Genomic DNA, 22,730 nt, shown 5'->3' on the forward strand with positions numbered 1-22,730 from the left:
CGCTGCACTACTAAACCCGTAAAAACACATAGCCGCCCGCCACTCTCCCGGCGGCGGCGCTTCTCTTTCTTGCGCGGTCACTTGCGCCACACAACAAGTCACAGACCCACGCCCAGCCCGCCATAAAAAAAAGGCGCCCGAAGGCGCCTTTGAGGCAAACTGCTTTTTTACGACTTATTAGAACTTGTGGCGGATGCCGACGCGAGCCGTGAACTGGTTCTGGTTCGACGAACCCGTCAGGCCGTTGATGCCTGCCGTTGCGTCGACCGTAGCGCCCGCCTGGTTGAGCGTTTCGCCCAGAGCGTGCTGGTACACGCCGGTCAGGTACACGTCGGTACGCTTGGACAGGAAGTAATCCACGCCGATCGAGCCCTGGTGGTACTGAGCACGGTCCGCGCCGTTGATTTCCGCGCCGCGCGTGTAGTCATACGCTGCGCCGACCAGCAATGCCGGGGTCAACTGGTACTTGAAGTTGATTTCGCCGTTGTTGAACGTAGCCGACTGGCCGCGGAACGGCGACGCGAACGACGCGCCCAGGTTGGCGAAACGGATGTTCGAGTACGTCAGGCCGATCGTTGCCGCGCCGAACGTGTATGCGCCGCCTGCACCGATCACCTGGTACGTGTTAGCCGACGAGAAGCCACCGTAGATCGGGTTCGTCACAGCAGCAGCCGCCGCCGTGGTCGTACCGCCGTTGTTGAACAGGCCGCCCGTAGCTGCCGGCGTGCGTGCGTTCAAGTAGCCGACGCCCAACGCGAGAGGACCGTTGTTGTAGCCAGCACCCAACGACCAGATCTGGTTGCCCGTGAAGTTGCCTGCCTGGCCGCCGAGGCTGTACGTGCCGCCGAACGTCAGGCCGCTGTAGTTCTGGCTCGTGAACTTGACCGTGTTGTTGGTGCGGTATGCGTTGTTGAAGTTGTCGATGTCGCCCGGGTGAGCTGCGATGTAGCCGCCCCACTGGTCACCGGCTTCGAACGGACCAACGTAGTCGACGACGGAGTCGTACTGACGACCCAGCGTGACCGTGCCGAACTGGCTCGACAGGCCGACGTAAGCTTGACGACCGAACATCAGGCCGCCTTGACCCAGCTTGCCGTTGGTCACGTCAAAGCCGTTTTCCAACACGAACAGTGCCTTCAGACCGCCGCCCAGATCTTCCGTGCCGCGCAGGCCGAAACGCGAGCCTTGCAGAACACCACTGGACATGTCGTACTTGTGGCTGCCGCCCGCGTTGGTGTTCATGTTGATACCAACGTCAATAATACCGTACAGGGTCACGCTGCTCTGAGCATGTGCGGCGCCTGCGAATGCGCCCAATGCTGCGAGAGCGAGAAGCGACTTTTTCATCGAATGATCTCCAAGGATTACGAATCTTTTGTACAAGGCGAATATTTATCTAGCGTCGAGGCCTTGCTTATCCAACTTCGCGAGAAGTTGCCACGTAATGTAACAAAAGGCATACATGGCACAAAGAAAAAGGAGGTAGCGAGGAAGGGTCCTGTTTCGTTTACGCAACATGGTCTAGAATCGAAAGTTGGCTGCTCATTTAATGCGGATTCGAGGCTGCCGCGTCGCTGGTTTTGCCCCGCAAAGCTTTGTCGTACGGACCTCCGGTTCGGTGAGGCAGCCGTCGAATCAGGGAGTGCTTAATGTTTCTGGACGTGCTGATTAGCGAGTTTGATCGGGGTTTACGCTCAATGACTGGCGTGTCGCGGATGAGCCGGCCATTGCCGCTTCCGCAGGCGTCGGCGGTGACGGAAGGGGCGCCGGAACTGTCACCGGCCGAGCGTGCGCATGCGGCGGGATTGATGCGCGTGAATCACGTCGGCGAGGTCTGCGCGCAGGCGCTTTACCAGGCTCAGAAACTCGCGACCCGTTCGCCTTCGTTGCGCGCCATGTTCGATCACGCCGCCGCCGAGGAAGAAGATCACCTCGCATGGACCGCCAAACGTCTCCAGGCGCTCGACTCGCGTCCCAGTCTGTTGAATCCGCTTTGGTACACCGGAGCAATGGCGATCGGTCTCGCGGCGGGGCGCTTGGGCGATCGCGTCAGCCTCGGCTTCATGGCTGAAACCGAACGCCAGGTGGAGCAGCATCTCGACAGCCATCTGGATGAGCTGCCGCCCGCCGATCACGAATCGCGCGCGATCGTCGAGCAGATGCGCGTGGATGAAATGGAACACGGCAAGGCCGCAATGGACGCGGGCGGCATCGAGTTGCCATTCCCCGCGCGTGCGCTGATGCGCGCTGTGTCGAAAGTCATGACGCGCACGGCCTATTACGTATAAAGCAGGACCCACCGCGCACGCATCTCCGGAAGTGGGACGGCGCCTCGCGCGCCGTTCGCCGGACGTCCCCGAATCGTCCGCCTGCATCTCTTGACTCCCCCTCGCGATCTCTTTCATTCCACGCTGTTCCCCCGCACTTTTCACGTATCACCTTCACAAGTTGCACTAGCTCATTCATTTATAACGGTTTTCCGTTTTATGCATGATCTGAAGGAGTCGCGCTAAGTCCTTGTTCTATCAAACAAAATTGGCGCAAAAACCCGGCATCTCCCTTGACCCAAGATTATCGTTCCTCTAAAGTGGGAGACAGTGTGAGAAAGTGTATTTTTGTGTGATCTCGCCAGCACTTTGGGGTAGATTTTCACGAATCGGGCAGCCGGCGCAAAAGTGCCGCAAGCAACTAGTTGCATGGGGCCGGAGTAAGCGCTAAAGCGCCAACTCCGGTCGACAGGGGAGAGCGAAGTGTTCCAAGGGGCGTCGGCGCTGACGCTCGATGCGAAAGGGCGGATGTCGATCCCCTCTCGCTATCGGGATGCGCTGCAAACACAGGCAGAGGGCCGGGTGACGATCACCAAGCACCCGGACGGCTGCCTGTTGCTCTTTCCGCGCCCGGAGTGGGAAGTTTTTCGCGAGAAGGTCGGCAATCTGCCGATGAACGCCACGTGGTGGCGCCGCATCTTTCTCGGTAATGCGATGGATGTCGATATGGACGGCGCGGGCCGCGTGCTTGTGTCGCCGGAATTACGCATGGCTGGCGCGCTGGAAAAAGAAGTGACCTTACTCGGCATGGGCCGTCACTTCGAGTTATGGGATGCGCAAACCTACGCCGCGAAGGAACAGGCGGCAATCGCCGAGGGCATGCCCGAAGCGTTGAAGAATTTCACGTTCTGATCGCGGCTTACATATATGGCACCTGCGATGGGAAACGAATTGCAGCATCGCACGGTGCTGCTGAATGAAGCGGTCGATGCGCTGGTGACGCGCGCGGACGGGGTGTATGTGGACGGCACCTTTGGGCGCGGCGGTCATAGCCGGCTGGTGCTGGAGCGGCTTGGCGAGTCGGGGCGGCTGATCGCGTTCGACAAGGACCCGCTCGCCATTGCCACGGCGCAGCAGATTGCCGATCCGCGCTTTGGCATCGTGCACGAGAGTTTTGCTTCACTGCGCGCCGCCATTGCGGAGCGCGGGGTGGGACGGGTGTCGGGTGTTTTGCTGGATCTGGGCGTGTCGTCGCCGCAAGTCGACGATCCGGAGCGGGGCTTCAGTTTCCGCGCCGACGGCCCGCTCGACATGCGGATGGACCCGACGCGCGGCGAGTCTGCCGCTGACTGGCTGGCGCGGGCCACGGTGCAGGAACTGACGGAGGTGATACGAGATTATGGGGAAGAACGGTTTGCTTTTCAGATTGCAAAGGCGCTTGTTGCTCGCCGGGCAGAGTCCGACCGTCTTGGGCCTCTCGTCAGCACGGGCGAGCTTGCCCAAATCGTGGGTAACGTCGTCAAAACCCGTGAGAAGGGCAAGGATCCGGCAACCCGCACCTTTCAAGCTATACGGATTCACATCAATCAAGAGCTTGCGGAGCTGCAAGTCGTTTTAGAAGCAGCGTTATCGCTGCTGGAGCAAGGGGGGCGGCTGGTGGTCATCAGCTTTCATTCGCTCGAGGACCGGATCGTCAAGCGATTCATGCAGGCGCACGCCAGTACGCCTGCGGTCGATCGCCGTCTGCCGATTCGCGCAGTCGATCTGCCGAGCCCCCCGCTCAAGATCATCGGCCGCGTGTTCGCAAGCGACGCTGAAGTCGCCGCGAATCCGCGCGCCCGTTCTGCCGTGATGCGTGTGGCGGAGCGGATCGCGCCATGAATCGTCTCAATATCTTCCTGCTGATGATCGTGATGGGCTGCGCCTTGTCGGTTGTCAACGCGACCAATCAGCAGCGTCAGATCTTTATCCAGTTGCAGCGCGCGCAATCGCAGGAGCGCCAGCTGCAGCAGGACTATTCGCAGCTTCAATATCAGCAGAGCGCGCTGTCGAAAACGTCGCGCATCGAGCAGATCGCCACCGATTCGCTGAAGATGCAAGCGGTCACGACCGGCCGCACGCAATATCTGACGCTCGACCCGGGCGCGGTGAAGGCCGAGGACGCGCCGATTCCCACGTCCGGTCCGGCGCAAGCGTCGGCGCCGGCGGCGACCCGTCGCGGAGGCGTGCGATGAAAAAATCGTCGGCTCGCAAGAGCGTCGCCTTTTCGGCCAATCCGATCCTGTCGGTGCGCCTGCCGATGTGGCGCTCGAAACTCGTCGTGTTCCTGCTGTTCATGGCGTTCGTCGCGCTGGCCGCGCGCGCGTTCTGGATTCAGGGTCCGGGCAACGGGTTCTATCTGAAGCAGGGTGAAATCCGCTATCAGCGCCGCCTCGAACTGCCGGCTACGCGCGGCAAGATTCTCGATCGCAACGGTCTGGTGCTCGCCACGAGCCTGCCGGTGCGCGCGATCTGGGCGATTCCCGAATCGGTGCCGGACGATCTCGGCGCGGACAAGCTGAATTCGCTCGGCAAACTGCTCGGCATGACCAACAAGGAGTTGCGCGCCAAGCTGTCGGAGGACAAGAACTTCGTCTACGTGAAGCGTCAGGTGCCGGTCGACGTCGCCGCGAAAGTCACGGCACTGGACATCCCCGGCATATACGCGCGCGACGAGTACAAGCGTTTCTATCCCGAAGGCGAGATCACGGCTCACCTGATCGGCTTCACGAACGTCGAAGACGAGGGCCAGGAAGGCGTCGAACTCGGCGACCAGAAGATGCTCGCGGGCATGTCGGGCAGCCGGCGCGTGATCAAGGACCGCATGGGCCACATCATCGAGGACGTGGACGAGCAGGTCGTGCCGCACAACGGCCAGGACGTCGATCTGTCGATCGACAGCAAGATCCAGTACATCGCGTACACGAACCTGAAAGCGGCCGTCGAAAAATTCAAGGCGAAGGCCGGCGCGGCGATCGTGATCGACGTGCGCACGGGCGAGGTGCTCGCGCTTGTCAATTTTCCGACCTACAACCCGAACGACCGCTCGCACCTGACGGGCGACCAGTTGCGCAACCGCATCCTGACCGACACGTTCGAGCCGGGCTCGATCATGAAGCCGTTCACGGTTTCGCTCGCGCTCGATCTGCACCGCGTGACGCCGACTACACTGGTAGATACGGGGCCGGGCCGCTTTGTGCTCGACGGGGCGCCGATTACCGACGACAGCGCGTTCGGCGTGCTGACGGTGGGCGGCGTGATCCAGAAGTCGAGCAACATCGGCGCGACGAAGATCGCAATGCAGCTCAAGCCCGAAGAGATGTGGAACATGTACACCAGCATCGGTCTCGGCCAGGCGCCGAAGGTCGGTTTCCCGGGCGCGGCGGCGGGCCGTCTGCGTCCGTGGAAGAGCTGGCGCCGCATCGAGCAGGCGACCATGTCGTACGGCTACGGTCTGTCGGTGTCGCTGTTCCAGCTGGGCCGCGCGTACACCGCGATCGCCCATGACGGCGAGATCATGCCGGTGTCGATTTTCCGCTCGCCTGGCGATCAGCCGGCCACCGGTCCGCAGATTTTCTCGCCGACCACCGCGCGCGAAGTGCGCGCGATGCTCGAAACCGTGACGGCGCCGGGCGGTACGTCGCCGGATGCGGCCGTGCCGGGCTATCGCGTTGGCGGCAAGAGCGGCACCGCGTACAAGCACGGCGCTCACGGCTACGACCACTCCAAGTATCGCGCGTCGTTCGTCGGCATGGCGCCGATGCCTAATCCGCGCATCGTCGTGGCCGTGTCGGTCGACGAGCCGACCGCGGGCAGCCACTTCGGCGGCCAGGTGTCGGGTCCGGTGTTCTCGGGCATCGTCGGCGATACGCTGCGCTCGCTGAACGTGCCGCCGGACATGCCGGTCAAGCAGATGGTGGTGTCCAACGACTCGGCGCCGCCCGCGCCGGGCACGCCGGCCACGCCGTCGGCGGTCAAGAAACTTTCCACCAGCGCCGGCGCGAAGAAGATGACGATTTCCGCCGACGCGAAAAGCCACCCCGGAGTCGTGCGATGAACGCGCTGCGTAGCAAGCATCCAGCGCACCGGCAAATTGCCGACGCCATCGCCTGGCTGCACGCGCACGTGCTGCCAGGCGCGCATCTGCACGCCGACACGCGCTCGCTCGCGCCCGGCGATGCATTTTTCGCCTATGCGGTGGAGGGCGCTGACAACCGTCCGTTCATCGGCGGCGCGATCGAGCGTGGCGCAGCCGCGGTGCTGGTGCAGCCCGAAGGCTTCAGCGGCACGCCCGATCCGTCCATCACGCTGGCCGTGCCGGCGTTGAACGAACTCGCCGGGTCGATCGCGAGCGGCTGGTATCGCGACCCGAGCGACGCGATGCTGACGGTCGGCATCACCGGCACCAACGGCAAGACCTCGTGCAGCCAGTGGATCGCCGCGGCACTCGGATCGCTCGGCACACGTTGCGCGATCATCGGCACGCTCGGCACCGGTTTGCCGGGCCAGCTCGTGGACACCGGCTTCACGACGCCGGACGCCCCGCAACTGCAACGCAGTCTCGCGCAATTGCGCGACGCGGGCGCGCAGGCGGTGGCGATGGAAGTTTCGTCGCATGCGCTGCATCAGGGGCGCGTGAATGGCACGGCGTTCGACATCGCCGTGTTCACGAATCTCACGCAGGACCACCTCGACTATCACGGCACGTTCGAAGCGTATGAAGCGGCCAAGGCGCGCTTGTTCGCGTGGCCGGAATTGCGCGCGGCCGTGATCAATCGCGACGATGCCGCCGGCCGTCGACTGCTCGGCAGCACCCAAGGCCACGCGCGCACCATCGCCTACGGACTCGACGCCTCGTTGCAGGACGCGCCGCAAGCCGACGCGCTGTTGCGCGCGTCGAACGTGCGCGCAACAGCCACCGGCACCGCGTTCCATCTGAGCACATCGGATTGGGGCGACGCCGACGTCGAAGTGCAAACGCTTGGCGCGTTCAACGTCAGCAATCTGCTCGGCGTGCTCGGCGCGCTGCTCGCCGCCGACGTGCCGTTCGACGCAGCGCTCGCCGAACTCGCGAAACTCGAGCCGGTGAACGGCCGCATGCAGCGCCTCGGCGGCCGTCTGCAACACGATGAGCCGCTCGTTGTAATCGATTACGCGCATACGCCGGACGCGCTGGAAAAGACTCTGGAAGCGCTGCGCCCGATGGCGGCCGCGCGCGGCGGCGAACTGATCTGCATGTTCGGCTGCGGCGGCGACCGCGACGCCACCAAGCGCCCGCTGATGGGCGCGATCGCCGAGAAGCTTGCGGATGGCGTCGTCGTGACCAGCGACAACCCGCGCAGCGAAGACCCGCAGTCGATCATCGAACAGATCGCCGCGGGCATGAAGGACGCGTCGCAGGCACGCCGTATCGAGGACCGCGCAAGCGCGATCCTGCAAGCGATCCGCAGCGCCGCGCGCGAAGACGTCATCGTGCTGGCCGGCAAGGGGCACGAAGCCACCCAGGAAATCATGGGCAAGAAACGCGCTTTCTCCGATCAGGACCACGCCCGCCTCGCGCTCGCCGCGCGGGCGACGCACGCACGCGGAGGTGGCGAATGAGCATGTTCACGCTACGTGATGCCGCCGCGCTGATCCCCGGCGCGACCGTGCTCGGCGACGACAGCGTTGCGTTCGAACGCGTGTCGACCGACAGCCGCAGCGGCGGCCCCGGCGATCTGTTCGTCGCGATCAAGGGCGAGCGTTTCGATGCGCACGATTTTTTGCCGGACGTCGCGGCGCGGCACGTGACGGCCGCGCTCGTCACGCGCGCGCCGGATGACTGGAACGTGCCCGCAATCCGCGTGGCCGATACGCGGGCCGCGCTGGGCGCGCTCGCGCGCGGCTGGCGCCGCCAGTTCAGCATGCCGCTCGTCGCCGTGACGGGCAGCAACGGCAAGACCACGGTCAAGGAAATGATCGCGTCGATCTTCGCCGCCGCGGTCGGCGCGGACGCGCGTCTCGCGACCGCCGGCAACTTCAACAACGACATCGGGCTGCCGCTCACGCTGTTCCGTCTGCATGCCGCGCATCGGCTGGCGGTGGTCGAGCTCGGCATGAATCATCCGGGCGAAACTGAGTTGCTTGCGAAAATCGCCGAGCCGACGGTGGCCGTGGTGAACAACGCGCAGCGCGAGCATCAGGAGTTCATGGCGACCGTCGAAGCGGTCGCGCTCGAACACGCGAGCGTGATTCATGCGTTGTCTCCCGAAGGCGTCGCCGTATTCCCGGCGGACGATGCTTACGCGAGCATCTGGCGCGTGGCGGCCACCGGCAACCGCATCGTCGACTTCGCTTTGAATTCGGCGGAGCGGTTGACGGAAGCTGCCGTCAAAGGCACGTTCGACGGCAATCGCCTGAGCATCGACACGCCTGAAGGCCAGCTTGAAGTCACGCTGCAAGTACTCGGCGATCACAACGCGCGCAACGCACTCGCCGCGACGTCGGCCGCGTTGGCCGCAGGCGTTTCGCTCGACGCGATCAAGCGCGGCCTCGAATCGTTCGGCGCAGTGAAGGGCCGGCTGCAGGTGAAGCAGGCCGCGCTCGGCACGCTCGCCGGCGCCACCGTGATCGACGACACCTACAACGCCAATCCCGACTCGATGCGCGCCGCGATCGACGTGCTTGCATCGCGCGCCGCGCCGCGCGTGCTGGTGATGGGCGACATGGGCGAAGTCGGCGACAACGGTCCGGCGTTTCACCGCGAAATCGGTGCCTACGCCAAAGAGCGCGGCATCGACGCGCTGTACGCAATGGGCGACGCCTCGCGCGACGCCTGTACCGCGTATGGCGCAGGCGCGCATCACGTGGCCGATGTCGGCACGTTGATCGCGCAATTGCAGCAGGCCGGTTTCGGCGCTGCCGCAACGCTTCTCGTGAAAGGCTCGCGCTTCATGCAAATGGAGCGCGTGGTGGACGCCGTAACGAGTCCACAACCCAACGCAGCGGGCTCGACGCCCGCCGCACATTGAAATAGAAGGACCGAAGCATGCTACTGGCGCTGGCGCAATGGCTGCAGAATGACGCAAGCTTCTTGCGCGTGTTCAGTTATCTGACTTTCCGTGCGGTGATGGCGACCATCACCGCGCTGCTGATCGGGCTCGTCTGTGGCCCGGCGGTGATTCGCAAGCTGACCGCGATGAAGGTCGGGCAGGCCGTCCGCAAAGACGGCCCGCAGACCCATCTCGTCAAATCCGGCACGCCGACCATGGGCGGCGTGCTGATTCTGCTTGGCATCGCGGTGGCCACGCTGTTGTGGGCCGACCTGACCAACCGTTTCATCTGGATCGTGATGCTCGTCACGTTCGGCTTCGGCGTGATTGGCTGGGTCGACGATTATCGCAAGGTGGTCTACAAGGACCCGCGCGGCATGTCGTCGCGCGAGAAGTATTTCTGGCAATCGGTGATCGGTCTGTTCGCGGCGGTGTATCTCGCGTTCAGCGTGTCGGAAGCGAGCAACGTGCGCGTGTTCGACCTGTTCATGGCGTGGGTGCGCAGCGGCTTGTCGATGGGCTTGCCGGCGCGCGCCGATCTGATGCTGCCGTTCGTCAAGTCGATCAGCTATCCGCTCGGCGTGTGGGGCTTCATCGTGCTGACGTATCTGGTGATCGTCGGCGCGAGCAACGCGGTCAATCTCACCGATGGCCTCGACGGGCTCGTGATCATGCCGGTGGTGCTGGTCGGCGCGTCGCTCGGCGTGTTCGCCTATGTGATGGGCAGCTCGGTCTATTCGAAGTACCTGCTGTTTCCGCATATCGCCGGCGCCGGGGAGTTGCTGATTTTCTGTTCGGCGATGGGCGGCGCGGGCCTCGCGTTCCTCTGGTTCAACACGCACCCGGCGCAAATGTTCATGGGCGATGTCGGCGCGCTCGCGCTCGGCGGCGCGCTCGGCACAGTCGCGGTGATCGTGCGTCAGGAAATCGTGCTGTTCATCATGGGCGGCATTTTCGTCGCGGAGACGCTCTCGGTGATGTTGCAGGTCACGTGGTTCAAGTACACCAAGCGCCGGTTCGGCGAAGGGCGGCGTCTCTTCAAGATGGCGCCGCTGCATCACCATTTCGAATTGTCCGGGTGGAAGGAAACGCAGGTGGTGGTGCGCTTCTGGATCATCACGTTGATGTTGTGTCTGTTCGGTTTGTCCACGCTCAAACTGCGTTAAGCAGCACGTATTAAAGGAAGCAGGCGATGTTCGGCGAGAAGTTTCGGGATCGGCAAAAGCCGATGGTGCTCGTGCTGGGACTGGGTGAATCCGGTCTCGCGATGGCGCGCTGGTGCGCGCGGCACGGCTGTCGGCTGCGTGTGGCCGACACGCGTGAAGTGCCGCCGAACCTGTCCGCGCTGCCAGCGCATGGCGTCGACGCGGACTTCGTCGGCGGCCCGTTCTCGCCCGTGCTGCTCGAAGGTATAGAACTGGTCGCGATCAGCCCGGGCCTGTCGCCGCTTGCCGCTGACCTGTTGCCGCTGATAGCGGCGGCGCGCGAGCAGGGCATCCCCGTGTGGGGCGAACTCGAGTTCTTCTCCCAAGCGTTGCAGACGCTCGGCGAAAGCGGCTACGCGCCGAAGGTGATCGCGATCACCGGCACCAACGGCAAGACCACGACGACGAGCCTGACCGGCCTGCTGTGCGAACGCGCCGGCAAGAAGGTCGCGGTGGCGGGCAACATCAGCCCGGCTTTGCTCGACAAGCTCAGCGAAGCGATCGATCACACCGCGCTGCCCGACGTGTGGGTGCTCGAACTGTCGAGCTTCCAGCTGGAAACGGCGCACACCTTTTCACCGGACGCGGCCGTGGTGCTGAACATCACGCAGGATCACCTCGACTGGCACGGCGGCCTCGATGCGTACGCGGCTGCGAAGGGCCGCATCTTCGGTACACAGACCGTGCGCGTGCTGAACCGCGACGACTCGCGCGTGATGTCGCTCGCGCCCTCCGCCGACGTTGAAGCGGAGACAATCACGTTCGGCGTAACCGAACCGAAGAATGACGGCGACTACGGTTTGCTGCGCGACAACGGGATGATCTGGCTAGTCGAAGCGCACGATCGCGACGCAAGCGATGAACCTACGCCAAAGCGTCGTCGCAAGCACGAAGTAGCGACGACGCCGGACATCGCGCTCAAGCGCCTGATGCCCGCGGACGCTTTGCGCATTCGCGGTCTCCACAACGCCGCAAACGCATTGGCCGCGTATGCGCTCGCGCGCGCGATCGGTTTGCCGGGCGCGCCGCTGCTGCACGGTCTGCGTGAATATCATGGCGAGCCGCATCGCGTGGAGCTGATCGCGTCGATCGACGGCATCGACTATGTGGACGACAGCAAGGGCACCAATGTCGGCGCGACGGTTGCCGCGCTCGACGGCCTCGCGCAGCGCGCGGTGCTGATCGCCGGCGGCGACGGCAAGGGCCAGGATTTCGAACCGCTCGCCGCGCCGGTGATGCGCTGGTGCCGCGCCGTGATGCTGATCGGCCGTGACGCGCCGCTGATTCGCGCGGTGCTCGAACACAGCGGCGTCGCGCTGACGGATCACGCCACGCTCGAAGAAGCGACGCGTGCCGCCACCGCGCTGGCCGAGCCCGGCGACGCCGTGCTGCTGTCGCCGGCTTGCGCGAGCTTCGACATGTTCAAGGGATACGCACACCGTGCCGCCGTGTTTCGCAGCACGGTGGAAGAGATCGCTGCCGAACGGGGGACGATGATATGAGCTGGTCGGAACGTTTCGGTTCGCGTCAGGCAGTCGCTGGTGACGCGGGTGGCTCGGGCGGCGCGGCGCGGCTCGGTGGCCGCACGGGCGGCAGCGGGCTCGCGAGCGCCGTCAACGGCGTGCGTCCGCTGCGTTCGCGGATGCTCGACTACGACCACTCGCTGTTGTGGGTCGTCGTCGCGCTGCTGGGACTCGGTATCGTGATGGTGTATTCGGCATCGATCGCGATGCCCGATTCGCCGAAGTACGCGTCGTACCGCGACTACGCATTCCTCGTGCGCCAGATCATTTTCGTGACGATGGGCGCGGTGGTCGGCGTCGTGTCGTTCCGCATTCCGATTTCGACGTGGGACAAGTACGCACCGAAGCTCTTTCTGATCTCGCTCGTCGCGCTGGTGATCGTGCTGATCCCGCATGTCGGCAAGGGCGTGAACGGCGCGCGCCGCTGGATTCCGCTTGGCATCACGAACATGCAGCCGTCGGAAATCATGAAGCTCGCGGTGACGATCTACGCGGCGAACTACACGGTGCGCAAGCAGGAATACATGCACAGCTTCGCCAAGGGCTTTCTGCCGATGGCGGTTGCAGTCGGTCTCGTCGGCGCATTGCTGCTGCTCGAACCCGACATGGGCGCATTCATGGTGATCGCGGCCATCGCAATGGGTGTGCTGTTTCTCGGCGGCGTGAACGGCAAGCTGTTCGGCGGCCTGGTGGCGACCGCGGTCGGCACGTTCAGTCTACTGGTATGGGCGTCGCCATGGCGTCGTGAGCGGATCTTCGCGTACCTCGATCCGTGGGACGACCGCTACGCGCAGGGCAAAGCGTATCAATTGACGCACTCGCTGATCGCGTTCGGGCGCGGCGAGTGGTTTGGCGTGGGGCTCGGCGGCAGCGTCGAGAAGCTCAACTATCTGCCGGAAGCGCATACCGACTTCATTCTCGCGGTGATCGGCGAGGAACTGGGTTTCGTCGGCGTGCTGGTGGTCATCCTGATGTTCTACTGGATCGTGCGCCGCTCGTTCGAGATCGGCCGTCAGGCGCTCGCACTCGACCGCACGTTCGCGGGCCTGGTCGCGAAGGGCATCGGCATCTGGTTCGGCGCGCAGACCTTCATCAACATGGGCGTGAACCTCGGCTTGCTGCCGACCAAAGGTCTCACGCTGCCGCTCGTCAGCTATGGCGGCTCGGGTATTTTGCTGAACTGCGTCGCGATCGCCGTGTTGATGCGAGTCGACTATGAGAACCGTGTGCTGATGCGCGGGGGCAAAGTATGACCGGTCTCCAGCAACGCACGCTGATGGTGATGGCAGGCGGCACCGGCGGACACGTGTTCCCGGGGCTCGCGGTCGCGCACCTGATGCAGGCGTGGGGCTGGAAGGTCGTGTGGCTCGGCAATCCTGCAGGCATGGAAGCGACGCTGGTACCGAAGCACGGCATCCCGATGGAATACGTGCGCTTCGGCGGACTGCGCGGCAAAGGGCTGAAGACCAAGGTGATGCTGCCGCTGAATCTGCTGCGCGCCTGCACGCAAAGCCTGAGCGTGCTGCGCCGCGTGAAGCCGGACGTGGTGCTCGGCATGGGCGGCTACATCACGTTCCCGGCGGGATTGATGACCGCGTTGAGCGGCCGTCCGCTGGTCCTGCACGAACAGAATTCGATCGCGGGCCTCGCCAACAAGGTGCTCGCGAAACTCGCCAAACGCGTGCTGGTCGCGTTCCCGAATGCGCTGCCGCATGGCGAATGGACCGGCAATCCGATTCGAGAGGAACTTGCGCGCGCGATTGCACCCAAAGCACGCTACGCGCAACGAAGTGGTCCGTTGAATGTGCTCGTGGTGGGCGGCAGTCTCGGTGCGGCGGCGTTGAACGAAGTAGTGCCGCGCGCGGTCGCGCTGCTCGCGCCGAACGAACGGCCGCGCATCGTGCATCAGGCGGGCGCGAAGCATATCGAGGCACTGCGCGAGAACTACGCGGCAGCGGGTCTGCAGGCGGATAGCGGTGAGCAGCCCGACGTGGAACTCGTGCCGTTCATCGACGACATGACGAGCGCTTACGCGAACGCAGATCTGGTGATCTGCCGCTCGGGTGCGATGACGGTGTCGGAGATTTCGGCGGTTGGCGTGGCGGCGTTCTTCGTGCCGTTCCCGTATGCGGTGGACGATCACCAAACCACTAATGCAGCGTTTCTCGCCGACAACGGCGCGGCGCTGGTCGTGCAGCAACGTGACCTGTCGGCGGAAACGCTCGCCGACTGGTTGCGCAGCCAGACGCGGGAAAGTCTCGCGGAGATGGCGGAGCGTTCGCGCTCGCTCGCGAAACCCGACGCCACGGAACAGGTCGCGCAAATTTGCGCGACCGTGGCGGGTTCGATTTCGGGCGCGAGCCCAGAAGGAAAGCAATGAAACACATCGTCAAACACATTCACTTTGTCGGCATCGGCGGTGTCGGCATGAGCGGCATCGCGGAGGTGCTGGTCAACCTGGGCTATCAGGTGAGCGGCTCGGATCTGTCGAGCAACGCGGTCACGGATCGCCTTGCCGCGCTCGGCGCGCGTATCGCGATCGGTCACGCGGCGGAGAACATCGAAGGCGCGAACGCGGTGGTCGTGTCGACTGCGGTGCGCAGCGACAACCCCGAAGTGCTGGCCGCGCGTCATCGCCGCATTCCGATCGTGCCGCGCGCGGTGATGCTCGCGGAGCTGATGCGCCTGAAGCAGGGCATCGCGATTGCCGGCACGCACGGCAAGACCACGACCACGTCGCTGGTGGCGAGCGTGCTGGCCGCGGGCGGGCTCGATCCAACCTTCGTGATCGGCGGCCGACTGATCAGCGCGGGCGCGAATGCGCGACTCGGCACGGGTGACTTCATCGTCGCCGAAGCGGACGAGTCGGACGCGTCGTTCCTGAACCTGTTTCCGGTGATCGAAGTCATCACGAACATCGACGCCGATCACATGGACACCTACGGTCACGACTTCGCGCGGCTGAAGCAGGCGTTCATCGAATTCACGCACCGTCTGCCGTTCTACGGCATCGCGGTGCTGTGCGTCGACGACCCGAACGTGAAGGAGATCCTGCCGTTCGTGTCGAAGCCGATCATCCGCTACGGCTTCGCGCCCGACGCGCAGGTCCGCGCCGTGAACGTGAAAGCGCACGGCGGCAAGATGCATTTCACCGCGATGCGCGAAGACGCAGCGCCGCTCGACATCGTGCTGAACCTGCCGGGCGAGCACAACGTGCAGAACGCGTTGGCCGCGATTGCAATCGCGACTGAACTTGAAGTGAAAGATGCCGATATCCAGCGAGCGCTCGCGGATTTCAACGGTGTGGGCCGGCGTTTCCAGCACTACGGTGAAGTGCCGGTCGCAACTGAAGGCAAGGCCTCGGGTTCGTACACGCTGGTCGACGACTACGGCCATCACCCGGTCGAAATGGCGGCCACGGTGGCGGCGGCGCGCGGCGCATTCCCGGGTCGGCGTCTGGTGCTGGCGTTCCAGCCGCACCGCTTCACGCGCACGCGCGATTGCTTCGAGGATTTCGTGAAGGTGTTGTCGACCGTCGACGCGCTCGTGCTGACCGAAGTCTATTCGGCCGGCGAAGCGCCGATCGTCGCCGCGGACGGCCGCGCGTTGGCGCGCGCGCTGCGGGTGGCGGGCAAGGTCGAGCCGGTGTTCGTCGATACGGTGGATGAAGTGCCGGACGCGCTCTCGGCTGTGGTGCGCGACGGCGATGTGGTGATTACGATGGGCGCGGGTTCGATCGGCGGTGTGCCGGGTCGCCTCGCGCTCGAAACGAAGGTATGACATGAGCAGTATCGACCCCAAACAATTCGGCAAGGTAGCAGTGCTGCTCGGTGGAGATTCCGCCGAGCGCGAGGTGTCGCTCAACTCCGGGCGACTCGTGTTGCAAGGTCTGCGCGACGCGGGCGTTGACGCGCATCCGTTCGACCCGGCCGAGCGTCCGCTCTCCGCGTTGAAGGAAGAACGCTTCGTGCGCGCGTTCAACGCGCTGCATGGTGGCTACGGCGAGAACGGCCAGATTCAGGGAGCGCTCGACTTCTACGGCATCCGCTACACGGGTAGCGGCGTGCTCGGCTCCGCGCTCGGTCTGGACAAGTTCCGCACCAAGCTCGTGTGGCAGCAGCTCGGCATTCCGACACCGCCGTTCGAAGCGGTGCTGCGCGGCGACGACTACGCAGCGCGCGCGAAGGACATCGTCGCGAAGCTCGGCTTGCCGCTGTTCGTGAAGCCGGCGAGCGAAGGTTCGAGCGTCGCGGTGATCAAGGTGAAGAGCGCTGACGCTCTGCCGGCGGCGCTGCTCGAAGCGGTCAAGTACGACAGGATCGTCGTGGTCGAAAAGAGCATCGAAGGCGGCGGCGAATACACCGCGTGCATCGCCGGCAATCTGGACCTGCCGGTGATCCGCATCGTGCCGGCCGGCGAGTTCTATGACTACCACGCGAAATACATCGCCAACGACACGCAGTACCTGATCCCGTGCGGCCTCGCGGCGGACGAGGAAGCGCGCCTGAAAGTGCTGGCGCGCCGCGCGTTCGACGTGCTCGGCTGCACCGACTGGGGCCGCGCCGATTTCATGCTCGACGCCGAAGGCAATCCGTACTTTCTGGAAGTGAACACGGCGCCTGGCATGACCGATCACTCGCTTCCGCCGAAGGCGGCGCGCGCGGTGGGCATCAGCTATCAGGAACTGGTTGTCGGCGTGTTGGCGCTGACGCTGCAGGACTAACCGGGGCGACCCGAAAGCAACACCATGTGGAACAACGTTCGCCAGCTCAATCTCGCCGCCAACGCATTGCATGCGTTGCTGGTGCTCGTGCTGCTGGCGGCGGGCGGTTACTGGCTGATCCAGCGCCCGAATTTCGCGCTGCGCGAAATCCAGATCGACGGCGACACCGAGCACATCAATTCGCCGACGGTGCGCGCCGGCGTAGTGGGGCGGTTGAAGGGCAACTTCTTCACGGTCGATCTCGACGTCGCGCGCCAGGCGTTCGAGCAGATGCCGTGGGTGCGTCACGCGAGCGTGCGGCGAGTCTGGCCGAATGCGCTGGCTGTCACGCTCGATGAGTACAAACCGCTGGGGACGTGGGGCAGCGATCAGCTGGTCAGCGTCGACGGCGAGCTGTTCACCGCCAACCAGGGTGAGCTCGAAGAAGAGCTGCCCGCGTTTGACGGCCCGGACGGCACGGCAAAGGAGGTGGTCGCGCGTTATCACGACTTCCAGAAGTGGTTTGCGCCGCTTGGCGCGACGCCCGAAGAAGTGACGCTGTCGCCGCGGTACGCGTGGACGGTGAAGCTGTCGAATGGAATGCAGGTGGAACTTGGCCGCGAACGCAATCAGGACACGCTGCTCGATCGCAGCAAGCGCCTGACGGCGGCGTGGAGCGCGGTGACGCAACGTTGGGGAAAGGATATCGAGTATGCGGACTTGCGCTATCCGAACGGTTTCGCGATTCGTGCCGCTGGCATGCGCTTTATCAGCGAACCCGACAAGGGCAAGAAGTAAACGGACATCACACGCAATGAGCACGCTATGAGTAAAGACTATAAAGATCTGCTGGTCGCCCTCGACATTGGGACGTCGAAGGTCGTGGCCATCGTCGCCGAGTTGAAGGGCGAAGGTCACTACGAGGTGATCGGCCTCGGCCAGAGCGAATCGAAGGGGCTCAAGAAAGGCGTGGTGGTGAATATCGAAGCCACCGTGCAGTCGATTCAGCGCGCGCTCGAAGAAGCCGAGCTGATGGCCGATTGCAAGATCACGAATGTGTTCACCGGGATCGCCGGTAGCCATATCCGCAGCTTCAATTCGAGCGGCATGGTGGCGATCAAGGAGAAGGAAGTCACGCAAACCGATGTGGCGCGGGTGATCGAAACGGCGAAGGCGATCAACATTCCGACCGACCAGCAGGTGCTGCATATCCTCACGCAGGAATTCATCATCGACGGCCAGGAAGATGTGCGCGAGCCGATCGGCATGAGCGGCATTCGCCTTGAAGTGAAGGTGCACATCGTCACCGGCGCGGTGAGCGCGGCGCAGAACATCGTCAAGTGCGTGCGCCGCTGCGGGCTCGAAGTGAACGATCTGATTCTGCAGCCGCTCGCGTCGTCGCTCGCGGTGCTGACGGAAGACGAGAAGGAACTCGGCGTGGTGCTGGTCGATATCGGCGGCGGCACGACCGACATTGCGATTTTCAGCGAAGGCGCGATCCGTCATACGGCGGTGATTCCGATCGCCGGCGATCAGATCACGAGCGACATCGCGATGGCCTTGCGTACGCCGACGCCGGACGCCGAAGACATCAAGGTCGACTACGGCATCGCCAAGCAGGCGCTCGCCGATCCGGACGAGATGATCGAAGTGCCGGGCCTTGGCGAACGCGGTCCGCGCACGCTGTCGCGCCAGGCGCTGGCGGCGGTGGTCGAGCCGCGCGTCGAAGAACTGTTTTCGCTCGTGCAGCAGGTGGTGCGCGAGTCGGGTTACGAGGAACTGCTGAGCTCCGGCGTGGTGCTGACCGGCGGCGCGTCGATGATGCTCGGCATGGTCGAACTGGGTGAGGACATCTTCCTGAAGCCGGTGCGCATCGGCGTGCCGGAATACGCGGGCGGTCTCGCCGACGTCGTGCGCAATCCGCGCTATTCGACGGCGATGGGCCTGCTCGTCGAAGGACGCTCGCAACGCATGCGCGGCCGCAAGGTCGCGGTGCAGTCGGGGTCGATGGGACAGGTGTTCACGCGGATGAAGGACTGGTTCCTCGGCAACTTCTGACGCATTGGTTTTGCTGCACGGTTTAGCTGAACGGGTTTCGAACGGGTTCTAAAAATACGCGCTGGTGCCGGCGGCCGGCGCGCGACAGGGGGTTGCCCGATCTCCTGCCGAATAACGGCCGAGTGGCTGTAATTTTTTATCTTGACGGAGGCAACATGGAATTCCAGATGCTGGAAACCGAAACGAACGGCACCATCATCAAGGTGGTCGGAGTAGGTGGCGCTGGCGGCAATGCCGTCCAGCACATGATCAACAAAGGCGTGCAAGGCGTCGACTTCATCGTGATGAACACGGACGCGCAGGCACTGTCGCGTTCGCGCGCCACCGCGGTGATCCAGCTCGGCAACACGGGCCTGGGCGCAGGAGCCAAGCCGGAAATGGGCCGCGCCGCAGCCGAAGAAGCACGTGAACGCATCGCCGACGCACTGCGCGGCGCGCACATGGTCTTCATCACGGCCGGCATGGGCGGCGGCACGGGTACGGGCGCTGCACCCGTGGTCGCGCAGATCGCGAAGGAAATGGGCATCCTGACCGTTGGCGTGGTCAGCAAGCCGTTCGAGTTCGAAGGCGGCAAGCGCATGCGCGTCGCTGAAGCCGGTTCGCAGCAACTGGAGGATCACGTCGATTCGCTGATCGTCGTTCTGAACGACAAGCTGTTCGAGGTGATGGGCGACGACGCCGAGATGGACAAGTGCTTCCAGTGCGCGGACGACGTTCTGAACAACGCAGTGGCCGGCATCGCGGAAATCATCAACGTCGACGGTCTGGTGAACGTCGACTTCGAAGACGTGAAGACGGTGATGGGCGAGCAGGGCAAGGCGATGATGGGCACGGCGACGGTCGCCGGCGTCGATCGTGCGCGTCTGGCAGCCGAGCAGGCGGTCGCCAGCCCGCTGCTGGAAGGCGTGGATCTGTCGGGCGCGCGTGGCGTGCTGGTCAACATCACGTCGAGCCGTTCGCTGCGTCTGTCGGAAACGCGCGAAGTGATGAACACCATCAAGAGCTACGCAGCTGAAGACGCGACCGTGATCTTCGGCGCGGTGTACGACGATGCAATGGGCGACGCGCTGCGCGTGACGGTCGTGGCAACGGGTCTGGGCCGTGCGGCGAAGAAGCAGCAATCGGCACCGATGACGCTCTTGCGCACCGGCACCGACAACCAGCCGATCGGCGCGATGCAGCACGCGGCTTATGCACCGTCGACGTCGCACGCGAGCACGGCCGACTACGGCGCGCTGGACACGCCGGCTGTGTGGCGCACGTCGCGCGATACGGCGGCGTCGCACGTTCAGGCGCTGCAGGAAAAGGGCGTCGACACGTACGACATTCCGGCGTTCCTGCGCAAGCAGGCGGACTGAGCGCGCGAGCAGGCTTTCGTTGCCGCGCCGCTTCAGCGGCGCTGGCCGACGAATGCACGAGCGTGGCGGGTGAACGGCGAACAGGTCGCGCATCGTCAGATTCGCGGCAAGGACAAGTGCCCTCTTCGGATTCGCGAAGCGGATTGGGACACTGTCGCCGGACGGCGGAGCATATAGTTGGCTCAGGCCGAATGCGGCCCAGCCGGATTTCACTGCGACACGACAGCGTGCGAGCGTGCTTCGCATCGATGCAAAGGACTGAGCATGATTCAAGCAGGTGACAAGCTGCCCGACGCGACGCTCTTCGAGTTTGTCGAAGACGAGCGGGCGGGCTGCACGATCGGGCCTAACCGCTTCGACGTGCGCGAGCAGACGGCGGGCAAGCGCGTGGTGATCTTCGGATTGCCGGGCGCGTTCACGCCGACCTGTTCGGCCAAGCATGTACCGGGTTATGTCGAGCACGCCGAGCAGTTGCGCGCTCTTGGCATCGACGAAATCTGGTGCGTGTCCGTCAACGACGCGTTCGTAATGGGCGCGTGGGGACGCGATCAGCACGCCTCGGGCAAGGTGCGCATGATGGCGGACGGCAGTGCGGCTTTCACACGGGCGCTCGGTCTCGAGCAGGATTTGTCGGCGCGCGGCATGGGAATCCGTTCCCAGCGCTACGCGATGGTGGTCGACGACGGCGTGGTCAAGACGTTGAACGTCGAGGCTGCCGGCAAATTCGAAGTTAGCGATGCAAAGAGTATTCTCGTCACGTTGAGCTTGTGACCTGGGCGTCGCTCCTTCGCCTCGGGCCTACGCGCTTTTGCCGCGTTGTACCAGGGCAACGGTGAGTAAGGCGCTTTTGTGACAGGCCGTTACGCGGGCCGATGACCGGAAACGCCTCCGTTCCGGGCATCGGCCCGTCACGCTTCCCTGACGGGTGCCCGATGGGTAATGCAGCGAAACAGATTGATACCTACCGTGCAACGACGCTCCCTAGGGTATTGGAGTATAATTCGCGCTATGGAATAAAAAGTCCCGATTGGGATTTTCAATCGAATAGAAGATCACCATGTTGAAGCAGCGCACTATCAAATCAATCGTCAAGACAGTTGGCATCGGCCTGCACTCCGGCCGTAAGGTCAACCTGACGCTCCGTCCGGCGGCGCCGGACACCGGCATCGTGTTTTCGCGCGTGGATTTGCCCACGCCGGTGGACATCCCTGCGTCGGCGATGGCGATTGGCGATACGCGTCTCGCTTCCGTGTTGCAGAAAGACGGCGCGCGCGTGTCGACCATCGAGCACCTGATGTCCGCCTGCGCCGGTCTTGGCATCGACAACCTGTATGTCGACGTCACAGCCGAAGAGATTCCGATCATGGACGGCAGTGCCGGTTCGTTCGTGTTCCTGATCCAGTCGGCGGGTATCGAAGAGCAGAACGCGGCGAAGAAATTCATCAAGGTCACCAAGCCGGTCGAAATTCGCGACGGCGACAAATTCGCGCGTCTCGAGCCATTCTTCGGTTTCAAGCTCAAATTCACGATCGACTTCCGTCACCCGGCCGTGGACAAAACCGGCCAGGCGCTGGAAGTGGATTTCGCCAACACGTCGTACGTGCGGGAAATCGCGCGTGCGCGCACGTTCGGTTTTGCGCATGAAGTGGAAATGATGCGCGAACTGGGCCTGGCGCGCGGCGGCAGCATGGACAACGCGATCGTGCTCGACGAGTACCGCATCCTGAACAACGACGGCCTGCGCTACGACGACGAGTTCGTGAAGCACAAGATGCTCGACGCGATCGGCGACCTGTATGTGGTCGGCCATCCGTTGCTGGCTTCGTACACCGCGTACAAGTCGGGTCACGGCCTGAACAACGCGCTGCTGCGCGAGTTGCTGGCGCACGAAGATTCGTACGAAATCGTCAGTTTCGACGACACGCAGAAAGCGCCGCGCGGCTTCGCCTACGAGACGCAGACGGCTTTTGCATGACGCGTCTGGTTGCGCGCTTCGGTTGATATAGCCGGAGCAGAAAAAAAACGGCCCGCATGGGCCGTTTTTTTTCGTTCAGCGATTTCTCCGGTGCCGGGCCGCCATTCTCGCCAGCGCTTCCTGTAGCGGCGACGGCGCGAGCGATTCGCTCAGCGCGTGCAGCGCGTCGGCGCCGAGCGGCGTCATGCGCGCCTGCTTGACCGGTGGCGGCTCCTTGGCCGGCTGCGGCCGCACGCGAATCCTCAAGGCATTGACCGGCCAGCCGCGCTGCTGCAAATCCGCCAGTAGACGCGGCTCCAGATGCCGCAAGCGCGCGGCGAGCGCGTTATGCGCGGCAAACAGGGCCAGCACACCGTCCTTGATGAAACCCGGCTCCACGCTCGTCGCCAGATAATCGGGCAGCAGCGCGCGCAGATCCTTTTCGAGCGCCGCAATCTGCTCGACGCCCGCGCGCAGCGCCGCGAACGCGTCCGTGCGATTGAGCACCTCGGCGACCGGCTGTGGGCGGCGCGCGCCGAACTGCTTGGGCGGCGGCCTTGAAAAGGACGGAATACGGCTCATGTTTGATGGTG

At 64.0% G+C, this 22,730-nt stretch carries 20 protein-coding genes; 18 read left to right on the forward strand and 2 right to left on the reverse strand.

Translation table 11 applies throughout. The features are described 5' to 3' along the window. Nucleotides 1-177 precede the first annotated feature (177 nt). On the reverse strand, nucleotides 178-1,347 hold the full coding sequence (locus P0D89_RS39700) for a porin (protein ID WP_408360231.1): 1,170 nt from the start codon (nucleotides 1,345-1,347) through the stop codon (nucleotides 178-180). A 302-nt stretch (nucleotides 1,348-1,649) separates the two neighbouring features. Here P0D89_RS39700 and coq7 point away from each other — a divergent pair, with 302 nt between their 5' ends. From coq7 to lpxC, 18 genes are all read left to right on the forward strand, one after another. Continuing rightward, nucleotides 1,650-2,288 carry a 2-polyprenyl-3-methyl-6-methoxy-1,4-benzoquinone monooxygenase gene (coq7, locus tag P0D89_RS39705; protein WP_408360233.1) on the forward strand — a complete coding sequence of 213 codons (639 nt, stop codon included), beginning with the start codon at nucleotides 1,650-1,652 and terminating at the stop codon, nucleotides 2,286-2,288. A gap of 462 nt (nucleotides 2,289-2,750) precedes the next feature. Further along, nucleotides 2,751-3,179: a division/cell wall cluster transcriptional repressor MraZ gene (gene mraZ / locus P0D89_RS39710; RefSeq protein WP_149673462.1), complete on the forward strand. Its 429-nt coding sequence runs from the start codon at nucleotides 2,751-2,753 to the stop codon at nucleotides 3,177-3,179. A gap of 15 nt (nucleotides 3,180-3,194) precedes the next feature. Beyond that, entirely contained in the window at nucleotides 3,195-4,148 is a 954-nt protein-coding gene (rsmH, locus tag P0D89_RS39715) for a 16S rRNA (cytosine(1402)-N(4))-methyltransferase RsmH (RefSeq protein WP_408360235.1), read from the forward strand. Further along, nucleotides 4,145-4,501, forward strand: a complete 357-nt coding sequence (ftsL, locus tag P0D89_RS39720) for a cell division protein FtsL (RefSeq protein WP_408360237.1) — start codon at nucleotides 4,145-4,147, stop codon at nucleotides 4,499-4,501. The genes rsmH and ftsL overlap by 4 nt, the downstream gene beginning before the upstream one ends. Next, on the forward strand, nucleotides 4,498-6,363 hold the full coding sequence (locus tag P0D89_RS39725) for a peptidoglycan D,D-transpeptidase FtsI family protein (protein WP_408360239.1): 1,866 nt from the start codon (nucleotides 4,498-4,500) through the stop codon (nucleotides 6,361-6,363). The genes ftsL and P0D89_RS39725 overlap by 4 nt, the downstream gene beginning before the upstream one ends. Then, nucleotides 6,360-7,907 carry a UDP-N-acetylmuramoyl-L-alanyl-D-glutamate--2,6-diaminopimelate ligase gene (locus tag P0D89_RS39730; RefSeq protein WP_408360241.1) on the forward strand — a complete coding sequence of 516 codons (1,548 nt, stop codon included), beginning with the start codon at nucleotides 6,360-6,362 and terminating at the stop codon, nucleotides 7,905-7,907. The genes P0D89_RS39725 and P0D89_RS39730 overlap by 4 nt, the downstream gene beginning before the upstream one ends. Beyond that, nucleotides 7,904-9,316 (forward strand): UDP-N-acetylmuramoyl-tripeptide--D-alanyl-D-alanine ligase, encoded by a 1,413-nt coding sequence (locus P0D89_RS39735; RefSeq protein WP_408360243.1) that lies wholly within the window; start codon nucleotides 7,904-7,906, stop codon nucleotides 9,314-9,316. Before P0D89_RS39730 ends, P0D89_RS39735 begins: the two co-directional genes overlap by 4 nt. 17 nt (nucleotides 9,317-9,333) lie before the next feature. Further along, a complete protein-coding gene (gene mraY / locus P0D89_RS39740) occupies nucleotides 9,334-10,503 on the forward strand; it encodes a phospho-N-acetylmuramoyl-pentapeptide-transferase (RefSeq protein ID WP_408360245.1) in 1,170 nt (389 codons plus the stop codon). Between the two features lie 26 nt (nucleotides 10,504-10,529). Continuing rightward, entirely contained in the window at nucleotides 10,530-12,044 is a 1,515-nt protein-coding gene (gene murD / locus P0D89_RS39745) for a UDP-N-acetylmuramoyl-L-alanine--D-glutamate ligase (RefSeq protein WP_408360247.1), read from the forward strand. Further along, nucleotides 12,041-13,318 carry a putative lipid II flippase FtsW gene (ftsW, locus tag P0D89_RS39750; RefSeq protein ID WP_408360249.1) on the forward strand — a complete coding sequence of 426 codons (1,278 nt, stop codon included), beginning with the start codon at nucleotides 12,041-12,043 and terminating at the stop codon, nucleotides 13,316-13,318. Before murD ends, ftsW begins: the two co-directional genes overlap by 4 nt. Continuing rightward, on the forward strand, nucleotides 13,315-14,445 hold the full coding sequence (gene murG, locus P0D89_RS39755; RefSeq protein WP_408360251.1) for an undecaprenyldiphospho-muramoylpentapeptide beta-N-acetylglucosaminyltransferase: 1,131 nt from the start codon (nucleotides 13,315-13,317) through the stop codon (nucleotides 14,443-14,445). The genes ftsW and murG overlap by 4 nt, the downstream gene beginning before the upstream one ends. After that, the gene (gene murC / locus P0D89_RS39760) at nucleotides 14,442-15,845 is read left to right on the forward strand and encodes a UDP-N-acetylmuramate--L-alanine ligase (protein WP_408360253.1); all 1,404 of its coding nucleotides are present in this window, start codon (nucleotides 14,442-14,444) and stop codon (nucleotides 15,843-15,845) included. The genes murG and murC overlap by 4 nt, the downstream gene beginning before the upstream one ends. A 1-nt stretch (nucleotide 15,846) precedes the next feature. Then, the gene (locus P0D89_RS39765) at nucleotides 15,847-16,788 is read left to right on the forward strand and encodes a D-alanine--D-alanine ligase (protein ID WP_408360255.1); all 942 of its coding nucleotides are present in this window, start codon (nucleotides 15,847-15,849) and stop codon (nucleotides 16,786-16,788) included. Nucleotides 16,789-16,812: 24 nt separating this feature from the next. Further along, entirely contained in the window at nucleotides 16,813-17,565 is a 753-nt protein-coding gene (locus P0D89_RS39770) for a cell division protein FtsQ/DivIB (protein ID WP_408360257.1), read from the forward strand. A gap of 27 nt (nucleotides 17,566-17,592) precedes the next feature. Next, complete coding sequence (gene ftsA / locus P0D89_RS39775) at nucleotides 17,593-18,825, forward strand: cell division protein FtsA (protein WP_007180311.1); 1,233 nt, start codon at nucleotides 17,593-17,595, stop codon at nucleotides 18,823-18,825. Between the two features lie 155 nt (nucleotides 18,826-18,980). Further along, a complete protein-coding gene (ftsZ, locus tag P0D89_RS39780) occupies nucleotides 18,981-20,183 on the forward strand; it encodes a cell division protein FtsZ (protein ID WP_408360259.1) in 1,203 nt (400 codons plus the stop codon). Nucleotides 20,184-20,447: 264 nt separating this feature from the next. Next, a complete protein-coding gene (locus tag P0D89_RS39785) occupies nucleotides 20,448-20,954 on the forward strand; it encodes a peroxiredoxin (protein ID WP_408360261.1) in 507 nt (168 codons plus the stop codon). Between the two features lie 286 nt (nucleotides 20,955-21,240). Next, on the forward strand, nucleotides 21,241-22,158 hold the full coding sequence (gene lpxC, locus P0D89_RS39790) for a UDP-3-O-acyl-N-acetylglucosamine deacetylase (RefSeq protein WP_408360263.1): 918 nt from the start codon (nucleotides 21,241-21,243) through the stop codon (nucleotides 22,156-22,158). Between the two features lie 75 nt (nucleotides 22,159-22,233). Here lpxC and P0D89_RS39795 read toward each other — a convergent pair whose 3' ends face one another. Next, nucleotides 22,234-22,719, reverse strand: coding sequence for a DciA family protein (locus P0D89_RS39795; RefSeq protein WP_408360265.1), 486 nt, complete (start codon nucleotides 22,717-22,719; stop codon nucleotides 22,234-22,236). Nucleotides 22,720-22,730: the final 11 nt, after the last annotated feature.

The organism is Paraburkholderia sp. RL18-085-BIA-A (genome assembly GCF_046027075.1).
GTDB lineage: Bacteria > Pseudomonadota > Gammaproteobacteria > Burkholderiales > Burkholderiaceae > Paraburkholderia.